Origin of the sequence: Streptomyces sp. ACA25, assembly GCF_028200735.1 — a bacterium.
GTDB lineage: Bacteria > Actinomycetota > Actinomycetes > Streptomycetales > Streptomycetaceae > Streptomyces.
On the sequence record NZ_JAQKPV010000002.1, the window covers coordinates 503,133 to 528,553 of the forward strand.

Consider the following 25,421-nt stretch of genomic DNA (forward strand, 5'->3'; position numbering starts at 1 on the left):
CCCGGCCCCCGGGACGACGCGCGGGCCAGCCACCGGCCCCCAGGCTCCAGGTCCGCGAGGAGACAACCCGATGCACACCGACCCCTCACCCACGTACGACTACGTCGTGATCGGCGGCGGCACCGCCGGCTCGGTCGTGGCCGCCCGGCTCGCCGAGGACCCCGACGTCACCGTCGCCCTCATCGAGGGCGGCCCCTCCGACATGGACCGGCCCGAGGTGCTGACCCTGCGCCGCTGGCTCGGTCTGCTCGGCGGCGAACTCGACTACGACTACCCCGTCACCGAGCAGCCGCGCGGCAACTCCCACATCCGGCACAGCCGCGCCCGGGTGCTCGGCGGCTGCTCCTCGCACAACACGCTGATCTCCTTCAAGCCGCTCCCCGCCGACTGGGACGAGTGGGAGGAGGCCGGTGCCGCGGGCTGGAACGCCACCGCGATGGACCCCTACTTCGACAGGCTGCGGAACCACATCGTGCCGGTCGCCGAGCAGGACCGGAACGCCATCGCCCGCGACTTCGTCGACGCGGCCCGCGAAGCCCTGGACGTCCCGCACATCGAAGGGTTCAACCGGGCGCCGTTCACCGAGGGGGCAGGCTTCTTCGACCTCGCCTACCACCCGGAGACCAACACGCGCTCCTCCGCCTCGGTGGCCTACCTGCACCCGCACCTGGAGGCCGGCGACCGCCCCAACCTGCACCTCATGCTGGAAACCTGGGCGTTCCGCCTGGTGCTCGACGGCACCCGGGTCACCGGGGTACAGGTGCGCACCGCCGAGGGTGAGGAGCTGCTGGTCCGGGCGGGCCGGGAGGTACTGGTGTGCGCCGGTGCCGTGGACACTCCCCGGCTGCTGCTGCACTCCGGCATCGGGCCCCGGGCGGACCTGGAGGAGCTGGGCATCCCCGTCACGCACGAGCTGCCCGGCGTGGGTGAGAACCTGCTGGACCATCCCGAATCGGTGATCGTCTGGGAGACCGACGGGCCGATACCCGAGAACTCCGCGATGGACTCCGACGCCGGCCTGTTCGTCCGCCGGGACCCCTCCTCGCCCGTCCCGGACCTGATGTTCCACTTCTACCAGATCCCGTTCACCGACAACCCGGAGCGGCTGGGCTACGAGAAGCCCGCGCACGGAGTGTCGATGACTCCGAACATCCCCAAGCCCCGCAGCCGCGGCCGGCTCCACCTCACCAGCGCCGACCCCGAAGTCAAACCCGCGCTGGACTTCCGGTACTTCACCGATGAGGAGGACTACGACGCCCGGACCCTGGTGGACGGCATCCGGGTGGCCCGGAAGGTCGCCGCCGCCGAACCGCTGGCGAAGTGGCTCGGCCGGGAGGTCTGCCCGGGTCCTTCGATCACCGGCGACGAGGAGCTCAGCGAGTACGCCCGGAAGGCCGCGCACACCGTCTACCACCCGGCCGGAACCTGCCGCATGGGGGCCGCCGACGACGCGCTCGCCGTTGTCGACCCCGAGCTGCGGGTCCGCGGCCTCGACGGCATCCGCATCGCCGACGCCTCCGTCTTCCCGACCATGCCGGCCGTCAATCCCATGGTCGGCGTGCTGATGGTCGGCGAGAAGGCCGCCGAGCTGGTCCGCCGCGCGCGGACCGAGCCGGATCCGGCGGCCGTCTTCTCCGTCCGCAACCTGTGGAAGGTCTTCGGTCCCCGGGCCGGCCGGATCCCCGGCGACCCCGCGCTGGCCGGACTCAGCGCCACCGAGATCCGGGACCGCACCGGCTGCACGCCCGCCGTCCGGGATGTGTCCTTCGACGTCCGCCCCGGCGAGTGCTTCGTGGTCATGGGCCTGTCGGGGTCCGGGAAGTCCACCCTGGTGCGCTGCCTCACCCGGCTGATCGAACCCACGGCCGGCGTCCTGCACATGGACGGCGAGGACGTCCGCGCCATGAACAAGGACCGGCTGCGGGAGCTGCGCCGCAAGCGTGCCTCCATGGTTTTCCAGCACTTCGGCCTGCTCCCGCACCGCACCGTGCTGGACAACATCGCCTACGGCCTGCAGATCCAGGGCATCTCCCGGACCGAACGCCGGGCCCGCGCCAGGGAGATGGCCGCGAAGGTCGGCCTGGCCGGCCTGGAGGACCGGCACCCCCGGCAGCTCTCCGGTGGCCAGCAGCAGCGCGTCGGGCTGGCCCGGGCGCTCGCCGCCGACCCGGAGGTGCTGCTCTTCGACGAGCCGTTCAGCGCCCTGGACCCGCTGATCCGGCGGGACATGCAGGAAGAAGTGATCCGGCTGCAGCGCGAGGAGGGCTGCACCATGGTCTTCATCACCCATGACCTCTCCGAGGCGCTGCGGGTGGGCGACCGCATCGCGCTGATGCGGGACGGCGAGATCGTGCAGCTCGGCACCCCCGAGCAGATCGTCGCCTCCCCCGCCGACGACTACGTCAAGGACTTCGTCCGGGACGTGCCCCGCGAGCAGGTCATCCCGGTGCGGAGCGCGATCCGCCCGGCCGCTCCCGGCGAGGCCGCGTCGGGGGCCGAACTGGCCCCCGACACCCTGGTCGCCCAGGCCATCGAGATCGTCGCGCGGACCGGCCGGCCCGCGCGCGTCATGGACGGCGGGCGCTGCCTGGGGGTGGTCGACCACACCACGCTGCTCGCGGTCGTGGCAGGGGTCCCGGTGACGGAGGCCGCCCCGGTGAGCACCGAGGCGGCCCCGGCATGAGCGCCCCGGCCACGGCCACGGCCGGCCCTGCGGCCGGCCCGCCGCAGAAGCCGCCGGCCACCGGAACCCCGATTGCCCGGACGGGCGGTCCGCGCCGTCCCCGGTGGTCGCCCGCCCCGGCCGCGAACCGGCTGTACCTGGTAGCCGCGGCGCTGCTCACCGCGGTGATCAGCGGGCTGCTGGTGTCCTCGGCCGGCTGGCCGGAAGCCTGGGCCGTCGACGCCAAGAGCCCGCTGGACGAGCTGAACCGCTGGCTGATCCTCAACCGGGACTCGCACCCGCTGTTCCTCTACTTCCTGCTCCACCTGAGCAACCACGTGAACAGCGCGGTGGACACCGTCTTCGCCCTGCTCGACGGCCTGGGCTGGACGGGTGTCACCTCCGGGGCGGTGCTGGGCGCCTGGGCGGCTGCCGGAGGCGGTACCGGACGGCGGGCCGTCCGGGTCGCCGGGACGGCGCTGGGCACGTTCGCCGTCATCGGCCTGCTCGGCATGTGGCAGCCGGCGATGCTCACCCTCGCGCTCATGGTGGTCGCGGTGGGCATCGCGGCGGTCGCCGGGCTGCTGCTGGGGCTGGCCGCCGGGCTGTCCGACCGGGCGGAGCGGATCCTGCGGCCGGTGTTCGACACCATGCAGGTGCTGCCCGCCTTCGCCTACCTGCTGCCGTTCGTCCTCTTCTTCGGCATCGGGACGGCGCCCGCGCTGTTCGCGACCATCATCTACGCCACCCCGCCGATGGCCCGGCTGACCGCGCTCGGTCTGCGCGGTGCCGACCCCGGCGCGCTGGAGGCGTCCGCCTCGCTGGGGGCGAGCCCGTGGCAGCGGCTGGTCACCGCACGGCTCCCGCTGGCACGCCGGCAGATGCTGCTGGGGCTGAACCAGACCATCATGATGGCGCTGTCGATGGTCGTCATCGCCTCCATCATCGGGGCGGGCGGCCTGGGCGACCGGGTGTTCCGGGCGCTCACCACCCAGAACATCGGCAACGCCCTGACCGCGGGCATCGGCATCGTGCTCATCGCGGTCTGGCTCGACCGCACCACCTCGGCGGCCGGTGACCGGCTGGAGAGCCCCGGCGAGGGCCGCGGTCCGGCCTGGTCGCGGGGGGCGGGCGCGGTGGCCGGGGCCGCCGGTGTCACCCTGGCCGCCTGGCTGCTGGGCCGCTTCGCCCTCGGCGGGCAGGGCTGGCCGGAGAGCTGGAGCGTGTCGATCGCCCAGCCCGTGAACAACTTCGTCGACTGGCTGGTCGACACCGTGGGCTCCGGGGTGCCGGTGCTCGGCGGCACCCTGATCTGGGCGGAGAACTTCACCCGCTGGGTGCTCAACCCCATGCGGGACGGCCTGCAGGCCACCCCGTGGTGGGCGCTGCTGCTGATCACCGGCGTGCTGGCCTATCTCGCGGGCCGCTGGCGCAGTGCGCTGACCGCCGTGCTCTCGCTGGCCGTGATCGGCCTGCTGGGCCTGTGGGACGCCTCGCTGAACACCCTGTCGCAGGTCCTCGCCGCCCTGCTGGTGACGCTCCTGCTGGGCCTGGTGACCGGCATCCTGGCGGCCCGCAAGGAGTGGGCGGAACGGGCGCTCCGGCCATTCCTGGACGTCATGCAGACCATGCCGCAGTTCATCTACCTCATTCCGGTCGTCGCGCTGTTCGGCATCGGCCGCATCGCGGCGATCATGGCGGCCGTGATCTACGCCCTGCCGGCGGTCATCCGCATCACCACGCAGGGCGTCCGGCAGGTCGACGCGACCGTGCTCGAAGCCTCCCGCTCGCTGGGGGCGAGCACCTGGCAGCAGCTCCGCCAGGTGCAGCTGCCGCTGGCCCGGCCGCAACTGCTGCTGGCCGTCAACCAGGGCGTGGTCCTGGTGCTCGCCGTGGTGGTGGTCGGCGGGCTCGTCGGCGGCGGCGCGCTCGGCTTCGACGTGGTGTACGGACTCCAGCGCGGCGACCTCGGCGTCGGGCTGCCCGCGGGGGTTGCCATCGTCTGCCTCGGCCTGATGCTCGACCGGATGACCCAGCCCGCCGCCGTCCGCACCCCCTGACCCGAACCACCCGACACCCGACCCCGACACCCACCCCCGACACCCGAGTACTTCCCCTCCCGGCGGTTATCGCCGGCCCTTCCAGCAAGAAAGAGCTCACCATGAGAAGAACCCTGCGGATACGTCACTCCCTGGTCGCCGGCGCCGGCGTCCTGGGCCTGTTCACCCTCAGCGCCTGCGGCGCGGCCGACACCGGCAGCTCCTCGGACGGCGGAGCGGACGGATCCGGATACGACCAGGTCACCATCGCGCAGCCGAACTGGGTCGGCGCCGCGGCCAACGTGGCGGTCGCCGCCTACGTCCTGGAGCACGAGCTGGACATCGACGTCACGGTGCAGCAGATCGACGAGACGCTCGCCTGGGACGGCCTGGACGACGGCTCGGTGCACGCCATCCTGGAGGACTGGGGCGGCGCGCCGGAGAAGGAAGAGCTGTACATCGAGGAGAAGGGTTCCGTCGTCCCGGGCGGCGAACTCGGGGTCGTCGGCCACATCGGCTGGTTCGTGCCCAAGGCGTACGCCGACGAGAACCCGGAGGTTCTCGACTGGGAGAACCTGAACGACTTCGCCGCCGACTTCTCCACCGCCGAGTCCGGCAGCAAGGGTCAGCTCCTCAACGGCGACCCGGGCTTCACCAGCTACGACAAGGCGATCGTGGAGGAGCTGGGGCTGGACTTCGAGGTCGTCGAGGGCGGGAGCGAGGACGCCCAGATCACCGCGATCCAGCGAGCGCACCGGGACGGTACGCCGCTGCTGACCTACTGGTGGGAGCCGCACTGGCTGAACGCCGAGGTCGAGCTCGTCGAGGTGCAGCTCCCGCCGTACAGCGAGGAGTGCTACGAGGACCTGTCGAAGGTCGCCTGCGCCTACCCGGACGTCGACCTGCCGAAGTTCCTCAACGCCGACTTCGCCGAGAACGGCGGAGTGGCCGCAGAGTTCCTGAAGAACTTCTCCTGGGACACCGAGGACCAGAACGAGGTCGCGGCACTGATCCAGGGCGAGGGCATGGACCAGGAGGACGCGGCCGAGCAGTGGGTCAACGCGAACCCCGAGAAGGTTGCCGCCTGGCTGCCCGAGCAGGGCTGACCCCGCCGCCCGGGAGACACCGCACCCGGACCGCACCCGGACCGCACCCTGGAGCGGTCCCCCGGAACGGGGCACAGGAAACCCGCAGGGCCCCGGAGAGCGACCGCTTTCCGGGGCCCTTCCGGGTGACTACTGTGGTGATCGGAACGCCGATGCCGTGAGTGGGGGAACGCCTCGATGGAGCTGAGCAACCCGGGCCGGGCGCTGCTGATGGCCGCGGTCGGTGCCCTGGGTGCTGCCGCCCTCGGCGCCTGCAGCTCCGACGACACCGGCGGGCAGTACGACACCGTGGTGATCGTGCAGCCCGGCTGGACGGGAGGACAGGCCAACGCGGCGGTGGCCGCCCACATCCTGGAGCACGAGCTCAACGTTCCGGTGCGGCTGTGGCAGCTGAAGCAGCCGATGGCCTGGGACGCGCTCGCCGACGGCTCGGCGCACGCCGTGCTCGAGGACTGGGGCGGGGTGCCCGACAAGGAGGAGCTGTACGTCGGGAAGTACGGGGCCGTCGTCGCGGCCGGGGAGCTGGGGGTGGTCGGCCATATCGGCTGGTTCGTGCCCCGGCACTTCGCCGAGCGGAACCCCGAGGTACTGCACTGGGAGAACCTCAATGACTTCGCCGAGGATTTCCGGACCCCGGAGAGCGGGGACCGGGGCCGGCTGCTGCTCGGCCACCCGGATGACACCACCCACGACGAGGCACTCATCGACCAGCTGGGGCTGGACTACCGGGCCGTCCCGGCAGGGAGCGAGGACGCCCTGATCGAGGCCGTCCGGGAGGCCGACCGGCAGGGCACACCCCTGCTCACCTACTGGTGGCAGCCGCACTGGCTGAACGCGGAGACCGATCTGGTGGAGGTGCAACTGCCGCCGCACACCAAGGGCTGCCAGGACGATCCGGAACAGGTCGCCTGCGGCTACCCGGACATTCCGCTGCAGAAGTATCTGAACGCCGGGTTCGCCCGGGACGGCGGCGTGGCCGCGGAGTTCCTCACGAAGTTCCGGTGGACGACCGAGGAGCAGAACGAGGTCGCCCGGCTCATCGCCGCGGAACGAATGACCCCCGCGGGGGCGGCCGAGCAGTGGGTGCACGAGAACCCGGACCGGCTGGCCGACTGGCTCCCCGACGGAGGGGGCCGGGGCTGACGGGCGGGCCGGGACACCCCGCCCGTCAGCGGCCCGGCACTCAGGGGTGCGGCCGGCCGGTGTCCGCGGCCCCTCCTTCCTCGTTGCCCGTCCCGGAGCCGGTGCCGTTCTGCGACTCCTCGAAGGCCGCGACGGCATAGCCGACCAGCTCGTCCTCCTGGCGCTGCGCCAGCGCCGCGAGATGGGCGGCGCGTTCCTCCCGGAACTGCTTCAGGGTGGCGAAGCACATGGCGATCATGACCAGGGTGAACGGCAGGGCGATGATGATCGCGGTGGTCCGCAAGGTGCCCAGGGCGTCCGTCCCGGTGACTGCCACCAGGAGCGCGATGGCCACCGCGCCCTCCACCGAGGCCCAGAACGCCCGGCTCCAGCTCGGCGGGTCCGGGTCGCCGCCCGAGGCGAGCATGTCCACCACGTAGGAGCCGGAGTCCGAGGACGTCACGAAGAACAGCACGACGAGCAGCACCGCGACCGCGGCGACGAAGGTGCCCGCTGGGAGCAGGTCCAGCAGTTGGAACAACGCCCGGTCGGTGTCGACCGCCGCCACCTCCGGGTCGGTCAGCCCTTCGGGGTTGACCAGGTCGCCGCTCTCCGGGTCGCCGCGGACCTCGCTGATGGCCGCGCCGCCCAGCACGGAGAACCACACGAAAGTCACCGTGACCGGCACCAGCAGGACCCCGGCGACGAACTGACGGACCGTGCGGCCCTTGGAGATGCGGGCGATGAAGATACCGACGAACGGTGCCCAGGAAATCCACCAGCCCCAGTAGAAGACCGTCCAGCCGTCGACCCAGCTGCGGCCCTCGGACCCCTGCGAGGCTCCGGTGTCGAAGCTCATCCCTGCCAGGTTCTGCAGATAGAAGCCGATGTTGTCGACGAAGCCGGTGAGGAGGACGAGCGTCGGACCCGCCACGAGCACGAACAGCAGCAGCCCGCCGGCCAGGCCCATGTTCACGTTGGAGAGCCACTTGATGCCCCGGGCGAGACCGGTCAGCACCGACACCAGAGCCAGCAGCGTGATCCCGATGATCAGCGCCACCTGCACCGCGGTGCCCGGGTCGTCGACCCAGCCGAGAGCGTCCATGCCGGCGGAGATCTGCAGCACCCCGAAGCCCAGTGAGGTCGCCACCCCGAACACCGTGCCGATGAGGGCGATCACGTCGATGACATCGCCGACCGCTCCCTTGACGCGGTCGCCGAAGAGGGGCTCGAGCGCCCAGCGGATGGAGACCGGACGGCCCCTGCGGTGCACCGCGTAAGCGATGGCCAGGCCGACCACCACGTAGATGGCCCAGGGGTGGAGCCCCCAGTGCATGAAGGTGTGGGACATCGCGAAGTCGGATCGCTCGGCGGCGAACTCCCCCAGCTCGGCATCGGCCGGCAGCGTCCCCGGTTTCGGCTCGGCGTAGAAGCTCAGCGGCTCGGCCACGCCCCAGAACATGAGCCCGATGCCCATGCCCGCGGCGAACAGCATCGCCAGCCAGGAGTGGGTGCTGAAGTCGGGGGTGTCGTGCGCCTTGCCGAGCTTGATGTCGCCGAACCGGCTCACGCCCAGCCAGATCACGAAGATGACGAAGAGTGACACCGTGATCATGTAGAACCAGCCGAGCCCGCCGATGATTTCGGCGTCCACCCGTTCGACGACGTTCGCCGCCTCCTCCGGCCAGGCGACGGCCCACACCACGAACACCAGGATCAGCAGCGCGGAGGGCCAGAAGACCCGCGGCGCGATCGAGGAGAACCGGGGCTGGGGTCGCGGCAGGGTCTGCTGCTGCGCGCCGCCCGGCGTGGCCGGCTGTCTGTCGGGTGCCATACGCGATTCCCCTTCGCTGCTGGGTGAGCCCGGCCTGCGGGTCCGGACGCGGACGCGCCTGCCCGGACGGCCGGTCCCTCATGCCTCTTCTTGCGGCTTCCTGCACGTTGCCACGGGAGAAGCGATCGGGACGGGGGGGCGCGGCCGTCGGTTCACCCGCCGGAAGCGGTCTCCTCCGGGGTGCAGCCCTTCGGGGGTACGGCCCGCCGGGCGGGGCGTCACCGGACGGGCGTCACCACCCACCGGCGGGGGGCCGGCCTCGGGGTCACCCGGCGGAGAAGCGCAGCAGGTCACTCATCCAGGGGAGGGACAGCCACGGCCGGGGCTGCGCCATCAGTGCAAGCAGCACGATGAGGGTGCCCAGCAGTCCGTAGGTCAGCACGTCGGTGAACCTCGACCGGACGGCCAGCATGCCGACAGCCGGCAACCAGACCCGCAGCGCCGCCCCGAGCAGCAGCGCCCCGCCGAAGAGGAGCAGTCCGATCCGGAAATCCCCGAGGATGACCATCAGGCCGGCGAAGGCAAGGGCCAGCACCGCCAGCAGCGGCCACTGCCGGATCGGCGCCGGCGTACTGCCGTCGGTCACCCGGCGCCCGCCCTCGGGGCGGGCGGTGTCCCGGGTGATCTCGGGGAAGCGTCGTGATTTCCGCTCAGTCACGGCCGGCGCCCGCGGCCCGCTCGGCTGCCTCCACCACGTTCCGCAGCAGCATCGCGCGGGTCATCGGCCCGACCCCGCCGGGGTTGGGGGACAGCCAGCCGGCCACCTCGGCGACTCCCGGGTGGACATCGCCCTGGATCTTCCCGTGCTCGTCCCGGCTGACGCCGACGTCGAGCACGGCGGCGCCCGGCTTGACGTCCTCCGCCTTGATCAGGTGCGGTACCCCGGCGGCGGCCACCACGATGTCGGCCCGGCGCAGGTGGTCGGCGAGCCCGCGGGTGCCGGTGTGGCACTGGGTCACCGTGGCGTTCTCACTGCGGCGGGTCAGCAGCAGGGGCAGTGTGCGCCCGACCGTGGTGCCGCGGCCGACCACCACGACGTGCGCCCCGTTGATCTCCACCCCGTGGCGGCGCAGCAGATGGATGATCCCGAAGGGGGTGCAGGGCAACGGTCCGGCCTCGTTGAGCACCAGCCGGCCCAGGCTCACCGGGTGCAGCCCGTCGGCGTCCTTCTCCGGGTCCATCAGCTCCAGTACCCGGTTGGTGTGGATGCCCTTGGGCAGCGGCAGTTGCACGATGTACCCGGTGCAGGCCGGGTCCTCGTTCAGCTCCCGCACCACCGCCTCGACCTCCTCCTGGCTCGCGGTAGCGGGAAGCTCCCGGCGGAGGGAAGCGATGCCGACCGCGGCGCAGTCGCGGTGTTTTCCGGCCACGTACTTCTGGCTGCCTGCGTCGTCCCCCACCAGCACCGTGCCCAGGCCCGGGGTGATGCCACGGGCCCGGAGGTCCTCGGTGCGGGACGTGAGGTCGGACTTGATCGCGGCAGCGGCCGCCTTGCCGTCGAGAATCTGGGCGCTCATGGGGCCATCTTCGCGGATGGCCGCGGCTCTCCACCAATCCGGCCGGGAATCATGTTGCATCTTCGCCACAGTCACCGAATCCGGCTGGACAGGCGACTCGGGCAGGCGATCAAATGACCAGCGAGCCGCACGGGGGGAACCAGAGGTTCATGTCGCTCTCTCCGCTGCCTCAGTTTCCGCACCATCCTCGCAGTTGAGAAGGACTCGCACATGAGCTATCCCCCTCCGCCCGGCCCGGACCAGACGCCTCAGGGCCAGCAGCCTTACGGCCAGCAGCCCGGCTACGGCCAGCAGGCGCCCTACGGTCAGCCGGGCGGCCCGCCGCCGTTCCCCGGTCAGATACCCGGGCAGGGCTACGGCAACTACGGGCAGGGCCAGGCGGCCGTCCCGCACGCGTACGCCGGCTGGGGCGGGCGGTTCGTGGCTCGCATCATCGACTTTCTGATCTTCTACTCCGTGCCGGTCATCCTGATGATCATCGACTCGGCCGGCCTGGAGCCGGGCGAGGCCCCCGGCGGGCTGTACTACGTCGGCTCGCTGATCATGCTGGCCGCCTGGGTGTTCCTCGGCTACTTGGTGGGCACGACCGGGCAGACCCCGGGCCGGAAGGCGGTCGGCATCCAGGTTCTGAAGGAGACCACCGGCAAGCCGCTCGGATTCGGCATGGCCCTCGTCCGGATGCTGCTGGACGTCGTCAACTCCCTGCCGTGCCTCCTCGGCTACCTGTGGCCGCTGTGGGACGCCAAGAAGCAGACCTTCGCCGACAAGATCGTCGGTAGTGTCGTGGTAAGGAAGAACTGACGCACCCGCGAGGGCGGGTCCGTCCGACCCGTCCCACCCGTCCGGTACGTCTGGAGACACCGTGGCCGATCCGCATCCGCCCAAGGACCGGCAGCCCTTGCCGGGGAAAGTCGCTCTGGCGCGCTCGCTGCTGTTCGCCGGCGGCGGAGTGGTGGGCCTGCTGGGCCTGCTGACGCTGATCAGTGTGATCGGGGATCCCGACTCGGCCGCCGAGATCGCGGGGGTTCCCGCGTCCACGGTGGGCGCTGTCGCCACGCTGTACACGGTGTTCGGCGCGGTCGGCATCGTCCTGGCGGCCCGCTTCCGTACCGGCGGGAAGGTCTACCGGCTGGGCGGCATCGCCTGGTCCGGGCTGGGGATCCTCGTCGGAATCCTCACCTTCCCGCTCGGACTGCTGGTGACACTGGCGGCGGTGGTCGCGCTCTTCCTGCTGAGCGGGTCCGAGGCAGGTGACTGGTTCACGCGGGCCGGCGACCGGTAGTCCGGCGGCATTGTCCCCACCGGACACATGTGCCACAGCCCTGCACGAGGGCCGCTCCCCCCGGGAGCGGCCCTCGTGGCGTGTTCATGTCCAGGATGTTAATCAACTCGCGTAGAACTTGACATGAACGCGTTACTTTGGCCGTCAACAATCCGTCAGGTAACCCCCACACCCTTCCGGGAGGTACCTGATGTTCCGCCCGTCCTTCCTGCCCCGCGGCCGACGCCTCAGCGTCCTGGTCACCGCGCTCGCCGCGGCCCTGCTGTTCGCACTGCTCGGCCCACCCGCGTCCGCCGCACCTCCGCGCATCCCCTCGGCCGCGGTCGCCCAGACCGAACTCAACTCCCTGCGGGTGGCCGCCGAGACCTCCATGGCCGGCTACTCCCGCTCCCTCTTCCCGCACTGGCGCACCATCAACGGCTGCTCCGCCCGGCAGACCGTCCTGAAGCGGGACGGTCGCAACGTCGTGGTCGACGGCAACTGCCAGCCGACGTCCGGCACCTGGTTCAGCCAGTTCGACGGCGTCACCCTCACCAGCGCGTCCCAGGTCGACATCGACCACCACGTGCCGCTCGCCGAGGCCTGGCGCTCCGGGGCCAGCTCCTGGTCCACCGACCGCCGCCGGGAATTCGCCAACGACCTGTACTGGCCGCAGCTGATAGCGGTGAGCGCGAGCTCGAACCGCTCCAAGGGCGACCAGGACCCGGCCGACTGGAAACCGCGCGCGGCCTTCCACTGCACCTACAGCCGGATGTGGATACGGGCGAAGTACCAGTGGAACCTGGCGGTCGACCCGGCGGAGAAGTCGGCGCTTCAAACCATGCTCAATACGTGCTGAGATGTCCGGCATGAGTAATGCCAGCGACATCAGTGAACGCAACACCGTCTTCCGCCCGCCCCGCGGCGGCGTGATGACCAAAGAGGTCGGTGTGGTCACCGGCGAGCTCGAGCTCCACACCCGCGCCGAGGAGGACGGCACCCTGGTACTGCGGATCCGCTACGCGGGAGCCGACGAGTGGTACACCCCGGAAGGCGGCCCCTACCGCCTGTACGACCCCCGGGACCACGAGGTGCTGCACGACGTGCTCGTCACCCTCCTGCACCGCCCTCAGCCCTGACCCCGGCCCGGGCGCTCGGCCACCCCGGCCGGGGCGCCCGGGCGCTCGGGGACCGCGGACCCCGCCGGCACTGCCTTTCGTCGAGGCCGAGTGCACCGACCCGGCGTCTCCGCTCTTCAGCGTTCCGGAAGCCGCCCTGCTCGCCGAGTTCCCGGCACCCGACCAGGCGCGCCGGGTACTGGAGGCTGTCGGCAGCGGAGAACGCACGCACGCCAACATTGCCGCTGCGGCGGGGAGCCGCAGCGGAGCGATGCCGTCCGGGGCGCTTTCGCCACTGTTGCGGCGCCTCACCGAGGAGAAGCGGGTACTGGCGGTGGACACACCGCTGTCGACCAGGCCGGGCAAGCCCGCGCGCTACCGAGTGGCGGACAGCAACCTGCGCCTCTACCTCGCGGCCCTGCGCTCCGCGCAGGAACTCACGCGACGCGGCCGTCCCGAAGCCGCCTTCCATCTGGTGCAGAGGCGCTGGACCACGTGGCGTGGCCGGGCCGTCGAGCCGCTGGTCCGGGAGTCCCTGGAAATCTCCGCACTGGCCGGAGCACTGCCGTGGCCGGAGGCCGAGGCTGTGGGCGGCTGGTGGAACCGGCAGTTCAGCCCGGAGATCGACCTGATCGGCGCGGACTGCTCCCCGGTTGCTCACCGTCTGTTCGTCGCCGGATCGATCAAGTGGCTCGCGTCCCCGTTCGACCAGCATGACCTGTCCGCCCTCCGGCACAGCACCACACCGTTGCCCGGCTACGACCCGGGAGCGACAGGTCTGATCGTGGCTTCCCTGTCCGGCACCGACGCACACCTCGACGCCACGGCCATCAGCCTGATCTGGGGGCCGACGGACATCGTCGCCGCCTGGCAGACATAAGGTCGGCGGTTCTTCGCAGCTTCGTAGAACAGGACGGGCCCGGTTCCCCAGCGACGGGACGCTTCCGCGCCGGTCGACGACCGCGAGTCTGCTGACCGCCGCGCTCGGCACAGCGGGGATGGGCCGGGTCACGTCAGGTGCTGGGGCGGATGTTGGCGTTGTGGTGGAAGAGGTTGCCGGGGTCGTGGGCGGCCTTGACGGCGGCGAGACGTTCGAGGTTGGGGCCGTAGCCCTCGTGCAGGAGTCGCTCGCCCTCCTCCAGGAAGCCGGGGAAGTTGAGGTACACGCCACCGGAGGAGTAGGAGCTGAGGTCGGAGAAGGTGTCACGGACCCAGGCCACGTTCGCGGCCGTGTCGTTCTCCTCGTCCCAGTTTCCCTCGATGCCGAACAGATACGGCATCCCGCGGTTGGCGAAGGCGGTGTCCTGCTCCCCGACGCGGGCCATCGCGTCGCCCTGGAACCAGACGTCGATGGTGGAGTCGGGGGACGGGGAGGCGGCGGCGCGGACCACCAGGTGCTCGATCAGCTCGTCGCCGAGCTCCGGTGCGTTGACCGACTTCCAGTAGTAGCGGCGGCCGTTCGGGAAGTCCTCGTCCAGGACCTGCTGGGCATCCGTGTAGGGCATGGTGCCGCTGAGGTCGGCGAAGGGCTCGGCGACCTCGCGGAGCGGGCGCAGGGCCCGTTCGCCTTCCTCCGGATCGCCGGGAAACAGGGCGAGCACCGCGACGAAGAGCTGTCCGTGTGTTTCCGGCGGGAAGTCCCCGACCGCCGGAATCCGGCCGAGCACGCCGATGGGAGCGGCCTGGCCAGGCATCTCGGCCACATGGCGCTCGCAGGCCCTCAGCACGTCCCGGGCCCGGTCCGCGGGGTAGTAGACGTGGCAGAAGTGGACCTGCGGGCCCACGGGGTGCAGGCGGTACTCCAGCACGGTGGCGACGCCGAAGTTGCCGCCACCGCCCCGGACGGCCCAGAACAGATCCGCGTGCGTGTCCTCATCGACGGCGATCAGCCGGCCTTCGGCGGTGACCATCTGCACGGACACCAGGTTGTCGCAGCTCAGTCCGTACTTCCGCCGGAGCCAGCCGATTCCGCCGGACAAGGTCAGGCCGGCGATCCCGGTGGCGGACACGACGCCCAGCGGGGTCGCGAGCCCGTGCCGCTGGGTCTCCCGGTCGACGTCACCCAGGGTGCAGCCGCCCTGCGCCCGCACGGTGAGCCCTTCGGGGTCCACTTCCACCCTGGTCATCTCCGAGAGGTCGGCGACCAGACCGCCGTCGCACAGTGCCTGGCCCGCGACGCCGTGCCCGCCGCCGCGGACGGCCAGCGGCAGTCCGTGGTCGCGGGCGAAGTGCACCGCGGCCACGACGTCCGCGTCCCCGTGGCACCGCGCCACCAGGGCCGGATGCCTGTCGATCATGCCGTTCCAGAGTTCCCGGGCGGGGTCGTACCCGGCGTCACCGGGTCGCAGAAGCTCTCCCCGCAGGACGGCGGCGAAGGCGTCGAGGAGCTCAGCGGCGATGTCCGGCTCCTGCGGTCTCCGTCCACCGTTCCCGCTCATCGGTGTGCCGCCGCCGGCGCTGCGCGATCCACTCATGGTGGCCACCTCCAGGCTTCCAGCGTCCTGCCGTCCGGGCCATCGCGCCATCCGGGGTCATCGCAATGATCCACCGGGACCCCCGTGGCCCGGGTGCACGGTCAGAGGTCTTCGTAGAGGGCGAGCAGGGACTCCTCGTCGGGGTCGGTGGGACGGCTGAGGGCGGGGCCGGTGCGCAGGGGCTGCTCGGCCCAGACCGTCTTGCCCTGCTCGGTGTACCGGGTGCCCCAGGCCCGGGAGTACTGGGCGACGAGGAACAGTCCCCGGCCGCCCTCCTCGGTGGTGCCGGCCCGCCGGATGCGGGGCGAGGAGTTGCTGTGGTCGGAGACTTCGCAGATCAGGGACCTGTCCCGGATCAGGCGGAGGTGGACGCGGTCGCCGCCGCCGTAGCGGACGGCGTTGGTGACCAGCTCGCTGACCAGGAGTTCGGTACCGCACGCCAGCTCGGAGAGGTCCCACTTGTGCAGTTGCCTCCCCGTCAGTTCGCGGGCCTGACGCACCGCCTCCGGTCGGCAGGGCAGGTACCACTCGGTGATGCTGTCGTCCGGCAGGGCCCGGGTGCGGGCGAGCAGCAGCGCCATGTCGTCGTGGGGGCGGTCGAAAGCCTCGGTGAACAGCGTGCTGGTGATCTTGTCGCAGAGGTGTTCCAGCGTCGGGCCGGTGCTCCCGAGGTGATCCAGGAGCACGTCGAGACGGTCCTCGTCCGCCGGCGTCGCCTGTCCACGGTGGGCGGTCAGCCCATCGGAGTAGAGGGCCAGGGTGCTGCCCTCCGGTATGCGGAATTCGGCTGCCGCATAGGGCAGGAGGCCGCCGAGGCCCAGCGGCAGCCCCACGGGAAGGTCGAGCAGCCGGACCGTTCCGTCGGGCTCGGCCAGCGCGGGCGGCGGGTGGCCGGCCCGCGCCGCTGTGCAGATCCGCGACACCGGGTCGTAGACCGCGTAAAGGCAGGTCGCCCCGCAGGCCGGGTCTTCGCAGTCATCCCCGGACGAGGAACGGTTGACCAGGTCGTCCAGGTGGGCGAGCACCTCCTCGGGCGGCAGATCGAGGTCGGCGAGGGTGTGCACGGCGGTGCGCAGCCGGCCCATGGCGGCGGCAGCGTGCATGCCGTGGCCGACCACGTCTCCGACGACGAGCGCCACGCGGGAACCGGAAAGCGGGATGACGTCGTACCAGTCGCCGCCGACGTCGGTCCCCTCGTCCGCCGGGAAGTAGCGGGAGGCGACCTCGACCGCGGAGAGCTCGGGCAGTTCGCGGGGCAGCAGGCTGTGCTGGAGGGTGAGGGAGGCGTTGCGTTCGCGGGCGTAGCGCCGGGCGTTGTCCAGGCAGGTCGCGGTCCGCACGGCCAGTTCTTCGGCGAGGAGCAGATCGTCCTCCTCGAAGGGGTCGGCCCGCCCCGACCGGTAGAAGCCGACCACTCCCATGAGGGAGCCCCGGGAACGCAACGGCACGGTCATGAGGGAGTGCTCTCCCTCACCGAGGCTGGGGGCGGGCTCGGGCCAGGGGGCCTCACCGGGGAGGAGCTTCGCGCCGGCGCCGGCGCCGACCACCGGCTCGCGGATGGACCGGTCGTGGTGCATGGCCCGGGCGTGGGCGGTCTCGGGCGGGCAGCGGAACACCTCGCCGGCCTCGCCCGTGGCCTGCCCGGGGAGACCGGGGCGGGCCGTCAGCGCCTGGCGTTCGAGGGTGGGGGCAGCCGGCACGGGGCCCGGCCGCGGCTCCTCTCCTCCGGCCACCTCGCTCAGCAGTTCAACGACCGCGAGGTCGGCGAGTCGTGGCACAGCGACCTCGGTGAGCTCCTGCGCGGTGCGCCGGACATCGAGGGTGGTGCCGATACGGGCACCGGCCTCGTTGAGCAGGGACAGCCGCTCGCGGGCGGCGACGGCGAGCCTGCCCACCCCGGGTTCCCCGACCATCAGCAACCACTGATCGACGCTGCTCGCGTGCTCGTCCGGACGGTCCACGGAGGCGGAGGGGGCGGGCCGGGCCGCCGGAACGGCTCCGCCGGCGTGCTCACGGTGCCGGGGCGGGCGGGCGGTGACGAGCGCGGATCCGCCGTCGGTACGCAGGCTGACCTCGACCGCCGCTCCGTCGGCTTCCCCGTCCCGCACGGGACGGCGGTGCAGCAGCGCGCTCTTCCCGTGGCTGAGGGGCACCTCCTGCCAGGTGGTGCCCTCCGAGGCGATCATCCGGCTGGCCTCGTGGAGGAGCATGCGCTGCTCCTCCGACGAGACCTCGTCCAACAGCGCTTCAGCAGCGCGGCCGGGGCCGGCCCGGGCGTCCGTCGGGTGCAGCAGCACGCTGCCGGCCCGGTCACGTGAGGCAAGGAACGCTGCCGCCAGCGCCTTCTCCCGGGAGGTGGTCAGCTCCAGCAGCCGGTCCTCGATGCGGCGGACGGCGCGGTACACCAGTGCGGCCATGCGGGGGTGGGCGGCCTCACGCATCATGGACAGGTTGACCACTCCCTGCACGGTGCCGCTCACCGGATCGTGCACGGGCGCGCCTATACAGGCAAGTACCTGCAGCCGGTGGAAGAAGTGCTCCTCCCCGATGACCACGAACGGGGCCCGGGTGCCGAGACACATGCTGATGCTGTTGGTTCCGAGGTGGCGTTCGGCGCAGCTCGCTCCGACCACCAGGGGTTCCAGCTCCTTCGCCGCGAGGTTTCCCGCCGAGTCGCACGGGCCGTCGCGCCGGTCGACGATACGGGCCTCGGCATCGGTCAGCAGCACCGTCACCGGAGCGTCGCCCAGCTCGTGCCGCAGTTGCTCCAGTGCGGGCCCGGCCGCCCGCAGCAACCGGAGACCCGGGTCCAGGTCGGAGCTGGCGGGGACCACCAGCCGCTTCTGGTTCACCCCCAGGCTCGCGGAACGGAGCCACGAGGCACGGATCGCGCTGCGCACCTCCGCCTCGGTCGGCTCGTGGCCGGTCCGGACGAACCGGTCGTGCGCCCGGACCTGTATCCGGGCATCGCCGTTCCAGGGGTCGCTCATGGGGCACCTGTGTTCTGACCGCGGCGCGCGTTTACACGCCATTCACCCCACTGTAATCCCATAGGCATACTTTTCGGCCATCTTCACACCGGCAGGCACTCCGCCCCGCTTCCGGACGGGACGCAGGCGGCTCCCCCGGGTCCTCCCGCAGCTCTCCCGGCCGGCAGCGGGGGGTCAGTCCATCTCGGAGGGGGTGAGAAGGACGAAGTCCGCGCCCGCGGGGTCGACGCAGACGGCGAGCCGGCCGACTCCCTCCGCGTCCTCCGGTCCCATCTGCACAGTGCCGCCGTGCTCGGTGACCGCGGCGACAGAAGCGTCACAGTCCGTGACGGCAAACACCGGGTGCCAGTACGGGCGGCCACCTGCCTGGGCGAGATGCTCGGCCGGGAGCTGCATGATGCCTCCGTGCATACGCTCCTGTCCCGCGCCGGCGGGGGTGACCAGGGAGTACGTTCCCGCATCGCCCGGGAGTGGCATCTCTTCCGTCTCCCAGCCGAGGAGCGAGCCGTAGAACTTCTTCGCGGCGTCCGCGTCGGTGGTGTAGAGCTCGGTCCAGCACAGACTGCCGGGCTGGTCCACCGCCTCCAGTCCTTCCCCCGTGGGCAGCTCGAAGACGGCGAACTGCCCGCCCTGCGGATCGGTGAGCTGCGCCATCCGCCCCCACTCATCCATGTCGGTGGCACCGACCCGCACGGTGCCGCCCGCCCGCTCCGCCTGCTGGGCCGTCGCCTCGGCATCCGGAGTCCGGAAATAGAGCATCCATGCCGAACGGGCTCCCTCCTCGGTCAGCGGACCGACCGCACCGACGGTCTTACCGTCCAGCCGGAACACCCCGAAGCCGCCGGCCTCGGGACCGAAGGACTCGAACTCCCAGCCGAGGACCGCGCCGTAGAACGCGGTCGCGGCATCGATGTCGGGGGCGCCCAGGTCGAGCCAGCACGGAGAGCCGGGCAGAAAATCAGTGGTGATCACTACGAGTCCCTTCACAGATCGCTGAGGTACTCAGCGTCACACTCGGCACTGACACCCGCACGCTCGGTACTCCGCCGGAGTGACCGGCCACGCCGACCGGCGCGGCGATAGGGTCACCGCATGCGATTCATTGATGCCGGTGGCTTCACCGCCGACCGGCCCTGGGGAGCCCTGGACCTCACGGAGATCGACAGCGCGACCGTCCGGCTGCACTGGACCGACCAGCCCTACATCTGGCACGTCAATGACGGCCCCGAAGTGTTCGTCGTCCTCGATGGCGCAGTGGACATGCACTACCGGCAGGACGGCGAGGAGCGCGTCGAACGGCTCACCCCGGGCCGGATCTGCCACGCCGAGGCAGGGGACGAGCACGTCGCCCGGCCCGCCCCGGAGGCGCGGATCCTGGTGGTGGAGCGCAAGGGCAGCGTGTAGGAGCGCCGCTCAGCAGGGGTCGGGGCCGGGCACCGCGCGAAGAGGGGGAGGGCTGTAGAACTCCCGCTGCCAGAGCGTCTCGCAGATCCGCTCGATCCCCCGGGTGAGGTGACGTCGGTAGGTGCTGAACGGGATGCCCAGACGTTCAGCGGCGGCCCACTGGGTGGCGGAGCCCTGCAGGAAGGCCGCGGCGAGAGCCCGGTACAGCTTCACCCCGCGCGGCTCGTTCCGCAGGTCGTCAATCGCCCGGGTCAGCACCTCCCGCAGGGCCGCGGCCGGATCGGCGGGCCGGTCGGCGACCAGTCGGCTCCGGGTGAGCGGACTCGCCGACAGCCGTTCGGCGCTGCGCAAGGAGAGCAGTGCCTGGCGCACCGCGGTGTCGAACTCGGCCCTGGACAGCACGGCACGCGCGACCGTCCGGGGCGCGGCAGCCGGGTCGGCCTCTTTCCAGGAGAACAGCAGGGCGTCCGCCCGGTCCAGCCAGGAGTCCACCGGTGCCGCCCGCCAGTCGTGGGCGAACAGCGCACAGTCCTCGTCCGGTTCCTGTCCGGCGAACTCCACGTGCTCCATGCCCCGATGCCGCATCCGGCGGCCCCAGAAGTCCGAGCCGCTGGTGACCACGTAGGACCAGGCGAGCCGGTCGGAACGGTAGATGTCGGCCATGGCCCGCCAGTGGAAGAGGTCCAGGGCGGGCGACGCGTCGGGGTGCGGGGCCGCGGGCACCCAGAAGCGGGCGACTCCGAGATGCTCGCCCGCCCGCAGCGGAGCGACGGAACGGCTGTGTTCCCAGACGGCTGCCACCACCGGATCGGCCGCCAGTTCCTCCGGTGCCGGCTCGGTCAGCCGCAGCCAGCCCGACAGCGCCACCGACTCACCGGTGTCGGTCCGGCGGAACATCCGGAACGCCTCCGGCTGCCGGTCGATCCAGAAGCCGACCTTTGCCGCCGCGTCCTCGCCCATCACCTCGGTGGTCAGCCGCACCGCTGCTGCCGTGTCGGCGGGGCGGAGGGCCTCCTCGTGGATGTCCCCGAGCCCGTGCCAGGCCAGGTCGGACATGACCCGGTCCTCGCGGTACAGGTACATGAGGGCACCCATCGCACAGCGCACCTGCGGCCCGGCGACGTCCCGGATCCGCTCCGCCAGATGGGCGCGGAGCCGGCGGTGCATCGCCGCGAAGCCCTGGGGATCCCGCCACTTCAGGTCCGCTTCAAGGGCCTCGCGCACCACGTCGTGGGGGTGGACCCCGTACCGTCCGGACTCCACGAACGGCAGCCGGCGGAGCCAGCCGAACAGCGGGCCCACGTCACCGGGCAGGACCGCCCGCAGCAGCTCCTCACTGGTCATGTGCGCGTGCGCACAGACCTCCAGGGCATGCCGGTGCGCCGTGGACGGCACCTCCCCGAGGACCTGGGCCAGCAGCGTCTCGACCACGTCCCTGGGCGGGGTCCACGAGGTGGCCACCTCCTGCTCCCGCACGGCGACCGCTGCCGCCAGTGAGAGCGCCAGTGGGTGGCCGCCCGCGAACTGCCGCACCGGCTCGTGGAATTCCGGCCGCACCCCACGGGCCTCCAGCAGCGCGGCCGCGTCCGTCGGGGCCAGATCCCGCAGAGCGACCACCCGCAGGGCCTGGGACCACCCGGGGTCGGAGATCAAAGCGGCGTCCGGAGCCCACCGTCCGGCGATGACCACCAGCACGCCTGCCGGCAGCCGCGGCAGAAAAGACTCCCACAGCCAGGTCTCCAGCCCTTGGCACTGATCGAAGGTATCGATCAGCAGCACCGCCGACTCCTCGGTCAGAGCCCGCTGAGCCTCCCGCTCGAACACGGTCGGGGACGGGGAAGGGGTCGGAGCGAGAATCCGTCCGTCGACCTCGACCACCGGGCGGCCGGCGGCACGTGCTTCGTCGGAGAATCGCCGCAGCAACATGGACTTGCCGATCCCACCGGGACCGTGAAAGTAATGCACGGCGAAGCAATTCGTGGCGTCGTGCAGCGCCTCCCGGAACGCGGCCAGTTCTTCGGCCCGACCGACGAACGCCCGACCCCGGGCAGCATTCAGCCGTTCTCCCAGACGTAACTCGGGCAACTCGGAAACGCCGTGCAGCCGGCTGGTTCCGGCCCGGATCTCCGGGTTCACCAGGGTCGCCCGTCGGGGTTATTGCAGCCCGAGCGGGCCGTGTTACCCGGGTCGAAGTACTGCTGTTCGGCAACACATCGCATGTCCCCACCATAAGGCAGGCGGGAGGTGCGGAAGGCCGCCCGGCCCGTGCCTCTTTTCTCACAGAACCACCGCCCGGGACACACAGCCGCCGGCCTGCGGGGTCCGGCCGCGGCGGGAAGCGGGCATCAAGCGGGCGCCGCCGGCGGGAAGCGCCACAAGGTCCACGGGGCTCAGCAGAAAGCGCATGCACACCTGCCCGGCCGCGGCTGCGGCGGAGCTCTCGGCGGGCGTCGGTCGCCCCTGACGGCCGCCGGGAAGCGGCGCCCACCCGCCATGCATCCGCCCCGCCCGGCAGCGCATTGAGCACTATTGAGCACCGAATGATCTGGCAAGTGAGCAGAACGGGATACCAGGCTGATACACAGCCAGCTCCCATAAATGATGAAGACCAGAGGTATTCGTATGCGGTTCCTCCGCGCCCGCCAGATTGACGATGCCACCGGATGAACACCGCCCCCATGACCCGTGAGACGGCAGCCGATGCCGCGGCAATTCCCGGTCAGCGCCGGCCCGGCCACTGCGTCCCTTTGCGCACACCGGGTGAAGATTTTATGAACGCTCTCTATCAGCAGCACCGGGGTGCCTTGCTCCGCTTCGCGCTGCAACTGCTCAACGGCGACTGGCACCGGGCCGAGGACGTCCTGCAGGAGGTGGCCCTGCGCGCCTGGCGGCACTCCGAGGCGCTGGACCCGAGTGCGGAGTCCCTGCGGCCGTGGCTGTTCACCGTGCTGCGCAATGTGGTGATCGACGGCCACCGGGCCCGCCGTGCCCGCCCGCCGGAGATCAGTGACCCCAGCTCGGTGGAACCGATCGTCCCGGACACGGTGGAGCGCACGCTCACCGCCCGGGTGGTGGCCGAGGCGATGGAGGACCTCACACCGCCCCACCGCGAAGTCCTGGTCCACGTGTACTACCTGGGGCACAGCGTGGCCCAGACGGCCGAGACGCTGGGGGTCGCCGAGGGGACGGTCAAGTCGCGCACTCATTACGCCATGCGGGCGCTGCGTGCCGCGCTGCGGGCGCGCGGCACGGTCAGCTGACCGGTGCCGCGGGCCGGGGCCGCGGCCTGCACCGCGGCCACCGCCCCGGGCCCCGGGCCCCGGACGGATCGGCCGGTCAGAAGTCGTGGTACTCCAGCGGCAGGATCGGAATCTCGGTGCCGTCCACCGTGAGGGTGCCGTCCTCGACATCGAACCCCGGTGCCGGAAAGGGCCGTCCATCGACCTGTGCGACACCGGTCTGGCTCTCGTCCGGGAGCACGACCCAGCCGGCCCGGACCTCCGGGCCCTGGTCGGAAAGCGCCAGGTAGAGCCCTGCGGGCTCCTCGACGACCGGAGCGGTGAACGTCCAGACGTGCTTTCCGTCGTTGCTGACGACGCCTTGCAGAGCACCGTCCTCGTACCAGCCCTCCAGCTGGATGGTCTCGTCCCTGTCGGTGAGCAGAATATCCTCCTCCTCCTCGACGACGACGCCGGTCAGCCAGGTCTCGAACGCCAGGCCGTCACACAGATAGGCCACCGCCCAGTCGTCCCACACGACGATGGCGATCACGGTCTCGCTCTCATCGGTACGGGCCGCGTAGCGGACGGACCCGTCCGGGTGTTCCGCGTACTCCGCGACCTCTTCCGTCGGTTGCGGGTCCTCCGGCTCGTCCTCGTCCTCCTCCTCGTCCGCAACAGCGGGCTCCTCCCCCGTGGCCGGAGCCGCTTCGCCGGTCGGCGCGCCGTCCTCCGGGGCCGCCTCGGACCCGGAACCGCCCACCGTCCCGGTGGCCAGGTTGACGAGCACCAGAGCCAGCGCGAGGGCCAGTCCGGCGATCAGAGCGATGAGCGGTCTCCTGCGCACGAGTTTCTCCCTGCGAAGCTGAAGGCGGGCATGTGACGCGGTAGACGGACGCCGGGCCTGATCGGTTCACCTCCCGTCCGGCCGGGCTGAACCGACGGCGCCGGCCGCTCGTTACTGCGGGCAGTGGGCCGGGGGGCAGAACCGCGCGGGAGACGACCGTGGATTGTCAGCAGGCACGTAGCGACCTCGCCGTGCACGCCCTCGGCGCGCTCGGCGCGGAGGACCGGGATCAGGTGGAACGGCATCTGCTGCGGTGCGGCGCCTGCCGCGCGGCGCGGGCGGAGTTCGGGGAGCTCGCGGGAATGCTGAGCACCCTCCGTTCGGGTCCGCTCCGCACCGGAGCGGCCACCTTCCGTGCCTGGGCCGCCGTCACCGGAGCGCCCCCGGGCACCGGCGCGATGGTGACCGCTCACCGGACGGGCTGGGGCTGCGCCCTGGTGCTGGAACTGCGCGGGTTGACCGGCCCGCAGACCGGACGGCTGCGCGTGCTCGGCGACAACGGAGTCCGCGAGACGGCCGCCGGGTGGTCGGTACCGGCGGACGGCCCCGGCCCTTCCCGCTCCCCGGAAGGGCTGCGAGTGCACGGGGGCAGCTCGGTCCGCCTCGAACGCATCATGGCTTTCGAGGTGGAAACCGCCGGGGGCCGACGGCTGCTCCGGGTCCCCGGCCCCGCCCGGGGCGGCGGCCCTCCGCCGTGACCGCTCAGGGGGGCGGGGGCGCCCGCGCCGCCGGGTCAGTGACGGGCGGGAGGGCGGGCCGCATGCGCCTCGACCGCCAGGCCCAGTGCGCCGGTGTCCAGCGAGCCGTCGGACCGGACGTCGAAGCGCCACGCGGCGTCGGTCAGGTCACCGATCACCAGGAGGGCACCGGCCGGGCCCCGGCCCGGTGCGGGGAGGCCCGGGGACGCCTTCTCCTCGTGGTACTGCTCGGCGTCGACAACGAACAGACCGGGCACCCCCGGGCTGCCGTCCGCCGCTGCGCGGCCCTGGATCATCTGGAAGACCTGCGTGCCGGGCGACTCGTCCCCGGACGCGACCATCGCGTCATCGGACCCGCGGGCCACCGCCTCCCGCAGGGTCGCGGCCGTGTGCAGCCTCGGTGACCGCACCCCGATGGCGTTCCGGACCTCGGTGGAGGCGGCGGAGCCCACCAGCGTCACCTCGGCCTCACGCCCGACGGGGCCGGTGAGGAGCTCGGTGACGAACGCCGCCGTCAGCTTACGGACGTCGGCGGTTCCGCCGGTCACGGCGATCGGCGCACCGGCCCGTGCCAGATCGATCAGTATCCGGTCGCCTCCGCCCAGTCCGGCGGTGACGGTCAGCGGATACGGTGACGCCTCGTCCAGGACCGTCCCGGGCCGCATGTCCACCTTGGCCAGTGACCACTCCTCTCCCTGCTCGTCCGCCATCCACGGCCGTGGGGCCTCGGTGTCGGGCGTGGCCAGCCGCAGGGTGAGGTGCGTCTCGGAACAGGTGACGGCATAGATGTCCGGCAGGTCACGACCGGTGCGGACGCATTCGGCCGCAAGCGCGCGCAGCCCTGCGTCCACCGTCTTCAGCGCCTCCGGGCCGGTGACGGCACTGGTCACCACCGGGCGGCGGCGCTCCGGAGCGGCGGCGCGCCGCTCGCTCACGATGAGCGCGGCCACCGCGGCGGCCAGCGCCAGCGCAAGGACGACAGCCAGGACAACGGACACGATCATGCGGCCACCTCGGGACATCGCGGGGGCCCGGCGGCCGCCCGCAGAGGACGGGTGACACCCGCGGAGGACGGGCGTCACCGGCTGTACGGAAGCCAGGGCTGGACGGTTCACCCATTCGCCGCGGCAG

Annotated in this window: 21 protein-coding genes and 1 pseudogene; 13 read left to right on the forward strand and 9 right to left on the reverse strand. The window is 71.7% G+C overall.

The features are described 5' to 3' along the window. Positions 1–70: 70 nt before the first annotated feature. The 5 genes and pseudogenes from PJ985_RS05840 to PJ985_RS05860 all read left to right on the forward strand — a co-directional run. Positions 71–1,606 (forward strand): annotated as a pseudogene (locus PJ985_RS05840) (GMC family oxidoreductase); the annotation flags it as partial. Then, on the forward strand, positions 1,589–2,683 hold the full coding sequence (locus PJ985_RS05845) for a quaternary amine ABC transporter ATP-binding protein (RefSeq protein ID WP_443033424.1): 1,095 nt from the start codon (positions 1,589–1,591) through the stop codon (positions 2,681–2,683). The pseudogene PJ985_RS05840 and the gene PJ985_RS05845, both read left to right, overlap by 18 nt. Beyond that, complete coding sequence (locus PJ985_RS05850; protein WP_271682453.1) at positions 2,680–4,722, forward strand: ABC transporter permease; 2,043 nt, start codon at positions 2,680–2,682, stop codon at positions 4,720–4,722. The genes PJ985_RS05845 and PJ985_RS05850 overlap by 4 nt, the downstream gene beginning before the upstream one ends. Before the next feature lie 101 nt (positions 4,723–4,823). Beyond that, on the forward strand, positions 4,824–5,807 hold the full coding sequence (locus PJ985_RS05855; RefSeq protein ID WP_271682454.1) for a glycine betaine ABC transporter substrate-binding protein: 984 nt from the start codon (positions 4,824–4,826) through the stop codon (positions 5,805–5,807). A gap of 177 nt (positions 5,808–5,984) precedes the next feature. Beyond that, entirely contained in the window at positions 5,985–6,950 is a 966-nt protein-coding gene (locus PJ985_RS05860) for a glycine betaine ABC transporter substrate-binding protein (RefSeq protein ID WP_271682455.1), read from the forward strand. 40 nt (positions 6,951–6,990) lie between these two features. Here the strand turns inward: PJ985_RS05860 and PJ985_RS05865 are convergent, their stop codons facing one another. The 3 genes from PJ985_RS05865 to PJ985_RS05875 all read right to left on the reverse strand — a co-directional run bounded on the left by PJ985_RS05865 (position 6,991) and on the right by PJ985_RS05875 (position 10,280). After that, the gene (locus PJ985_RS05865) at positions 6,991–8,763 is read right to left on the reverse strand and encodes a BCCT family transporter (protein WP_271682456.1); all 1,773 of its coding nucleotides are present in this window, start codon (positions 8,761–8,763) and stop codon (positions 6,991–6,993) included. 265 nt (positions 8,764–9,028) lie between these two features. Continuing rightward, positions 9,029–9,421 carry a DUF3017 domain-containing protein gene (locus tag PJ985_RS05870; protein ID WP_271682457.1) on the reverse strand — a complete coding sequence of 131 codons (393 nt, stop codon included), beginning with the start codon at positions 9,419–9,421 and terminating at the stop codon, positions 9,029–9,031. Then, positions 9,414–10,280, reverse strand: coding sequence for a bifunctional methylenetetrahydrofolate dehydrogenase/methenyltetrahydrofolate cyclohydrolase (locus tag PJ985_RS05875; RefSeq protein WP_271682458.1), 867 nt, complete (start codon positions 10,278–10,280; stop codon positions 9,414–9,416). The genes PJ985_RS05870 and PJ985_RS05875 overlap by 8 nt, the downstream gene beginning before the upstream one ends. Before the next feature lie 210 nt (positions 10,281–10,490). On the opposite strand from PJ985_RS05875, the gene PJ985_RS05880 reads away from it, so the two are divergent. The 5 genes from PJ985_RS05880 to PJ985_RS05900 all read left to right on the forward strand — a co-directional run bounded on the left by PJ985_RS05880 (position 10,491) and on the right by PJ985_RS05900 (position 13,539). Continuing rightward, entirely contained in the window at positions 10,491–11,081 is a 591-nt protein-coding gene (locus PJ985_RS05880) for an RDD family protein (RefSeq protein WP_271682459.1), read from the forward strand. 61 nt (positions 11,082–11,142) lie between these two features. Then, complete coding sequence (locus PJ985_RS05885) at positions 11,143–11,562, forward strand: hypothetical protein (RefSeq protein WP_271682460.1); 420 nt, start codon at positions 11,143–11,145, stop codon at positions 11,560–11,562. A gap of 190 nt (positions 11,563–11,752) precedes the next feature. Beyond that, positions 11,753–12,400, forward strand: coding sequence for an HNH endonuclease family protein (locus tag PJ985_RS05890; protein ID WP_271682461.1), 648 nt, complete (start codon positions 11,753–11,755; stop codon positions 12,398–12,400). 10 nt (positions 12,401–12,410) lie between these two features. Further along, positions 12,411–12,680: a hypothetical protein gene (locus tag PJ985_RS05895; RefSeq protein WP_271682462.1), complete on the forward strand. Its 270-nt coding sequence runs from the start codon at positions 12,411–12,413 to the stop codon at positions 12,678–12,680. Positions 12,681–12,930: 250 nt separating this feature from the next. Beyond that, the gene (locus PJ985_RS05900) at positions 12,931–13,539 is read left to right on the forward strand and encodes a DUF234 domain-containing protein (RefSeq protein ID WP_271682463.1); all 609 of its coding nucleotides are present in this window, start codon (positions 12,931–12,933) and stop codon (positions 13,537–13,539) included. 133 nt (positions 13,540–13,672) lie between these two features. On the opposite strand, the gene PJ985_RS05905 is transcribed toward PJ985_RS05900, so the two are convergent. The 3 genes from PJ985_RS05905 to PJ985_RS05915 form a co-directional block, all read right to left on the reverse strand. Then, positions 13,673–15,133, reverse strand: a complete 1,461-nt coding sequence (locus PJ985_RS05905) for an FAD-binding oxidoreductase (RefSeq protein WP_271682464.1) — start codon at positions 15,131–15,133, stop codon at positions 13,673–13,675. Between the two features lie 101 nt (positions 15,134–15,234). After that, positions 15,235–18,123 carry a SpoIIE family protein phosphatase gene (locus tag PJ985_RS05910; RefSeq protein WP_271682465.1) on the reverse strand — a complete coding sequence of 963 codons (2,889 nt, stop codon included), beginning with the start codon at positions 18,121–18,123 and terminating at the stop codon, positions 15,235–15,237. Between the two features lie 174 nt (positions 18,124–18,297). Beyond that, positions 18,298–19,095, reverse strand: coding sequence for a VOC family protein (locus PJ985_RS05915; protein WP_271682466.1), 798 nt, complete (start codon positions 19,093–19,095; stop codon positions 18,298–18,300). Positions 19,096–19,215: 120 nt separating this feature from the next. On the opposite strand from PJ985_RS05915, the gene PJ985_RS05920 reads away from it, so the two are divergent. Beyond that, complete coding sequence (locus PJ985_RS05920) at positions 19,216–19,527, forward strand: hypothetical protein (protein WP_271682467.1); 312 nt, start codon at positions 19,216–19,218, stop codon at positions 19,525–19,527. 9 nt (positions 19,528–19,536) lie between these two features. On the opposite strand, the gene PJ985_RS05925 is transcribed toward PJ985_RS05920, so the two are convergent. Continuing rightward, positions 19,537–21,663 (reverse strand): ATP-binding protein, encoded by a 2,127-nt coding sequence (locus PJ985_RS05925; protein WP_271682468.1) that lies wholly within the window; start codon positions 21,661–21,663, stop codon positions 19,537–19,539. 542 nt (positions 21,664–22,205) lie between these two features. On the opposite strand from PJ985_RS05925, the gene PJ985_RS05930 reads away from it, so the two are divergent. Further along, positions 22,206–22,787: a sigma-70 family RNA polymerase sigma factor gene (locus PJ985_RS05930; protein ID WP_271682542.1), complete on the forward strand. Its 582-nt coding sequence runs from the start codon at positions 22,206–22,208 to the stop codon at positions 22,785–22,787. Positions 22,788–22,863: 76 nt separating this feature from the next. Here PJ985_RS05930 and PJ985_RS05935 read toward each other — a convergent pair whose 3' ends face one another. Further along, the gene (locus PJ985_RS05935) at positions 22,864–23,592 is read right to left on the reverse strand and encodes a hypothetical protein (protein WP_271682469.1); all 729 of its coding nucleotides are present in this window, start codon (positions 23,590–23,592) and stop codon (positions 22,864–22,866) included. Positions 23,593–23,750: 158 nt separating this feature from the next. Between PJ985_RS05935 and PJ985_RS05940 the strand changes: the two genes are divergently transcribed. Beyond that, on the forward strand, positions 23,751–24,290 hold the full coding sequence (locus tag PJ985_RS05940) for a zf-HC2 domain-containing protein (RefSeq protein WP_271682470.1): 540 nt from the start codon (positions 23,751–23,753) through the stop codon (positions 24,288–24,290). Between the two features lie 35 nt (positions 24,291–24,325). On the opposite strand, the gene PJ985_RS05945 is transcribed toward PJ985_RS05940, so the two are convergent. Continuing rightward, positions 24,326–25,294, reverse strand: a complete 969-nt coding sequence (locus PJ985_RS05945; RefSeq protein WP_271682471.1) for a hypothetical protein — start codon at positions 25,292–25,294, stop codon at positions 24,326–24,328. Between the last annotated feature and the right edge of the window lie 127 nt (positions 25,295–25,421).

Coding starts and splice junctions, on each gene's coding strand:
- PJ985_RS05920 (WP_271682467.1), top strand. CDS start 19,216: ATGCGATTCATTGATGCCGGTGGCTTCACCGCCGACCGGCCCTGGGGA.
- PJ985_RS05890 (WP_271682461.1), top strand. CDS start 11,753: ATGTTCCGCCCGTCCTTCCTGCCCCGCGGCCGACGCCTCAGCGTCCTG.
- PJ985_RS05900 (WP_271682463.1), top strand. CDS start 12,931: ATGCCGTCCGGGGCGCTTTCGCCACTGTTGCGGCGCCTCACCGAGGAG.
- PJ985_RS05875 (WP_271682458.1), bottom strand. CDS start 10,280: ATGAGCGCCCAGATTCTCGACGGCAAGGCGGCCGCTGCCGCGATCAAG.
- PJ985_RS05865 (WP_271682456.1), bottom strand. CDS start 8,763: ATGGCACCCGACAGACAGCCGGCCACGCCGGGCGGCGCGCAGCAGCAG.
- PJ985_RS05945 (WP_271682471.1), bottom strand. CDS start 25,294: ATGATCGTGTCCGTTGTCCTGGCTGTCGTCCTTGCGCTGGCGCTGGCC.
- PJ985_RS05860 (WP_271682455.1), top strand. CDS start 5,985: ATGGAGCTGAGCAACCCGGGCCGGGCGCTGCTGATGGCCGCGGTCGGT.
- PJ985_RS05850 (WP_271682453.1), top strand. CDS start 2,680: ATGAGCGCCCCGGCCACGGCCACGGCCGGCCCTGCGGCCGGCCCGCCG.
- PJ985_RS05905 (WP_271682464.1), bottom strand. CDS start 15,133: ATGAGTGGATCGCGCAGCGCCGGCGGCGGCACACCGATGAGCGGGAAC.
- PJ985_RS05855 (WP_271682454.1), top strand. CDS start 4,824: ATGAGAAGAACCCTGCGGATACGTCACTCCCTGGTCGCCGGCGCCGGC.
- PJ985_RS05910 (WP_271682465.1), bottom strand. CDS start 18,123: ATGAGCGACCCCTGGAACGGCGATGCCCGGATACAGGTCCGGGCGCAC.
- PJ985_RS05895 (WP_271682462.1), top strand. CDS start 12,411: ATGAGTAATGCCAGCGACATCAGTGAACGCAACACCGTCTTCCGCCCG.
- PJ985_RS05930 (WP_271682542.1), top strand. CDS start 22,206: ATGACCCGTGAGACGGCAGCCGATGCCGCGGCAATTCCCGGTCAGCGC.
- PJ985_RS05880 (WP_271682459.1), top strand. CDS start 10,491: ATGAGCTATCCCCCTCCGCCCGGCCCGGACCAGACGCCTCAGGGCCAG.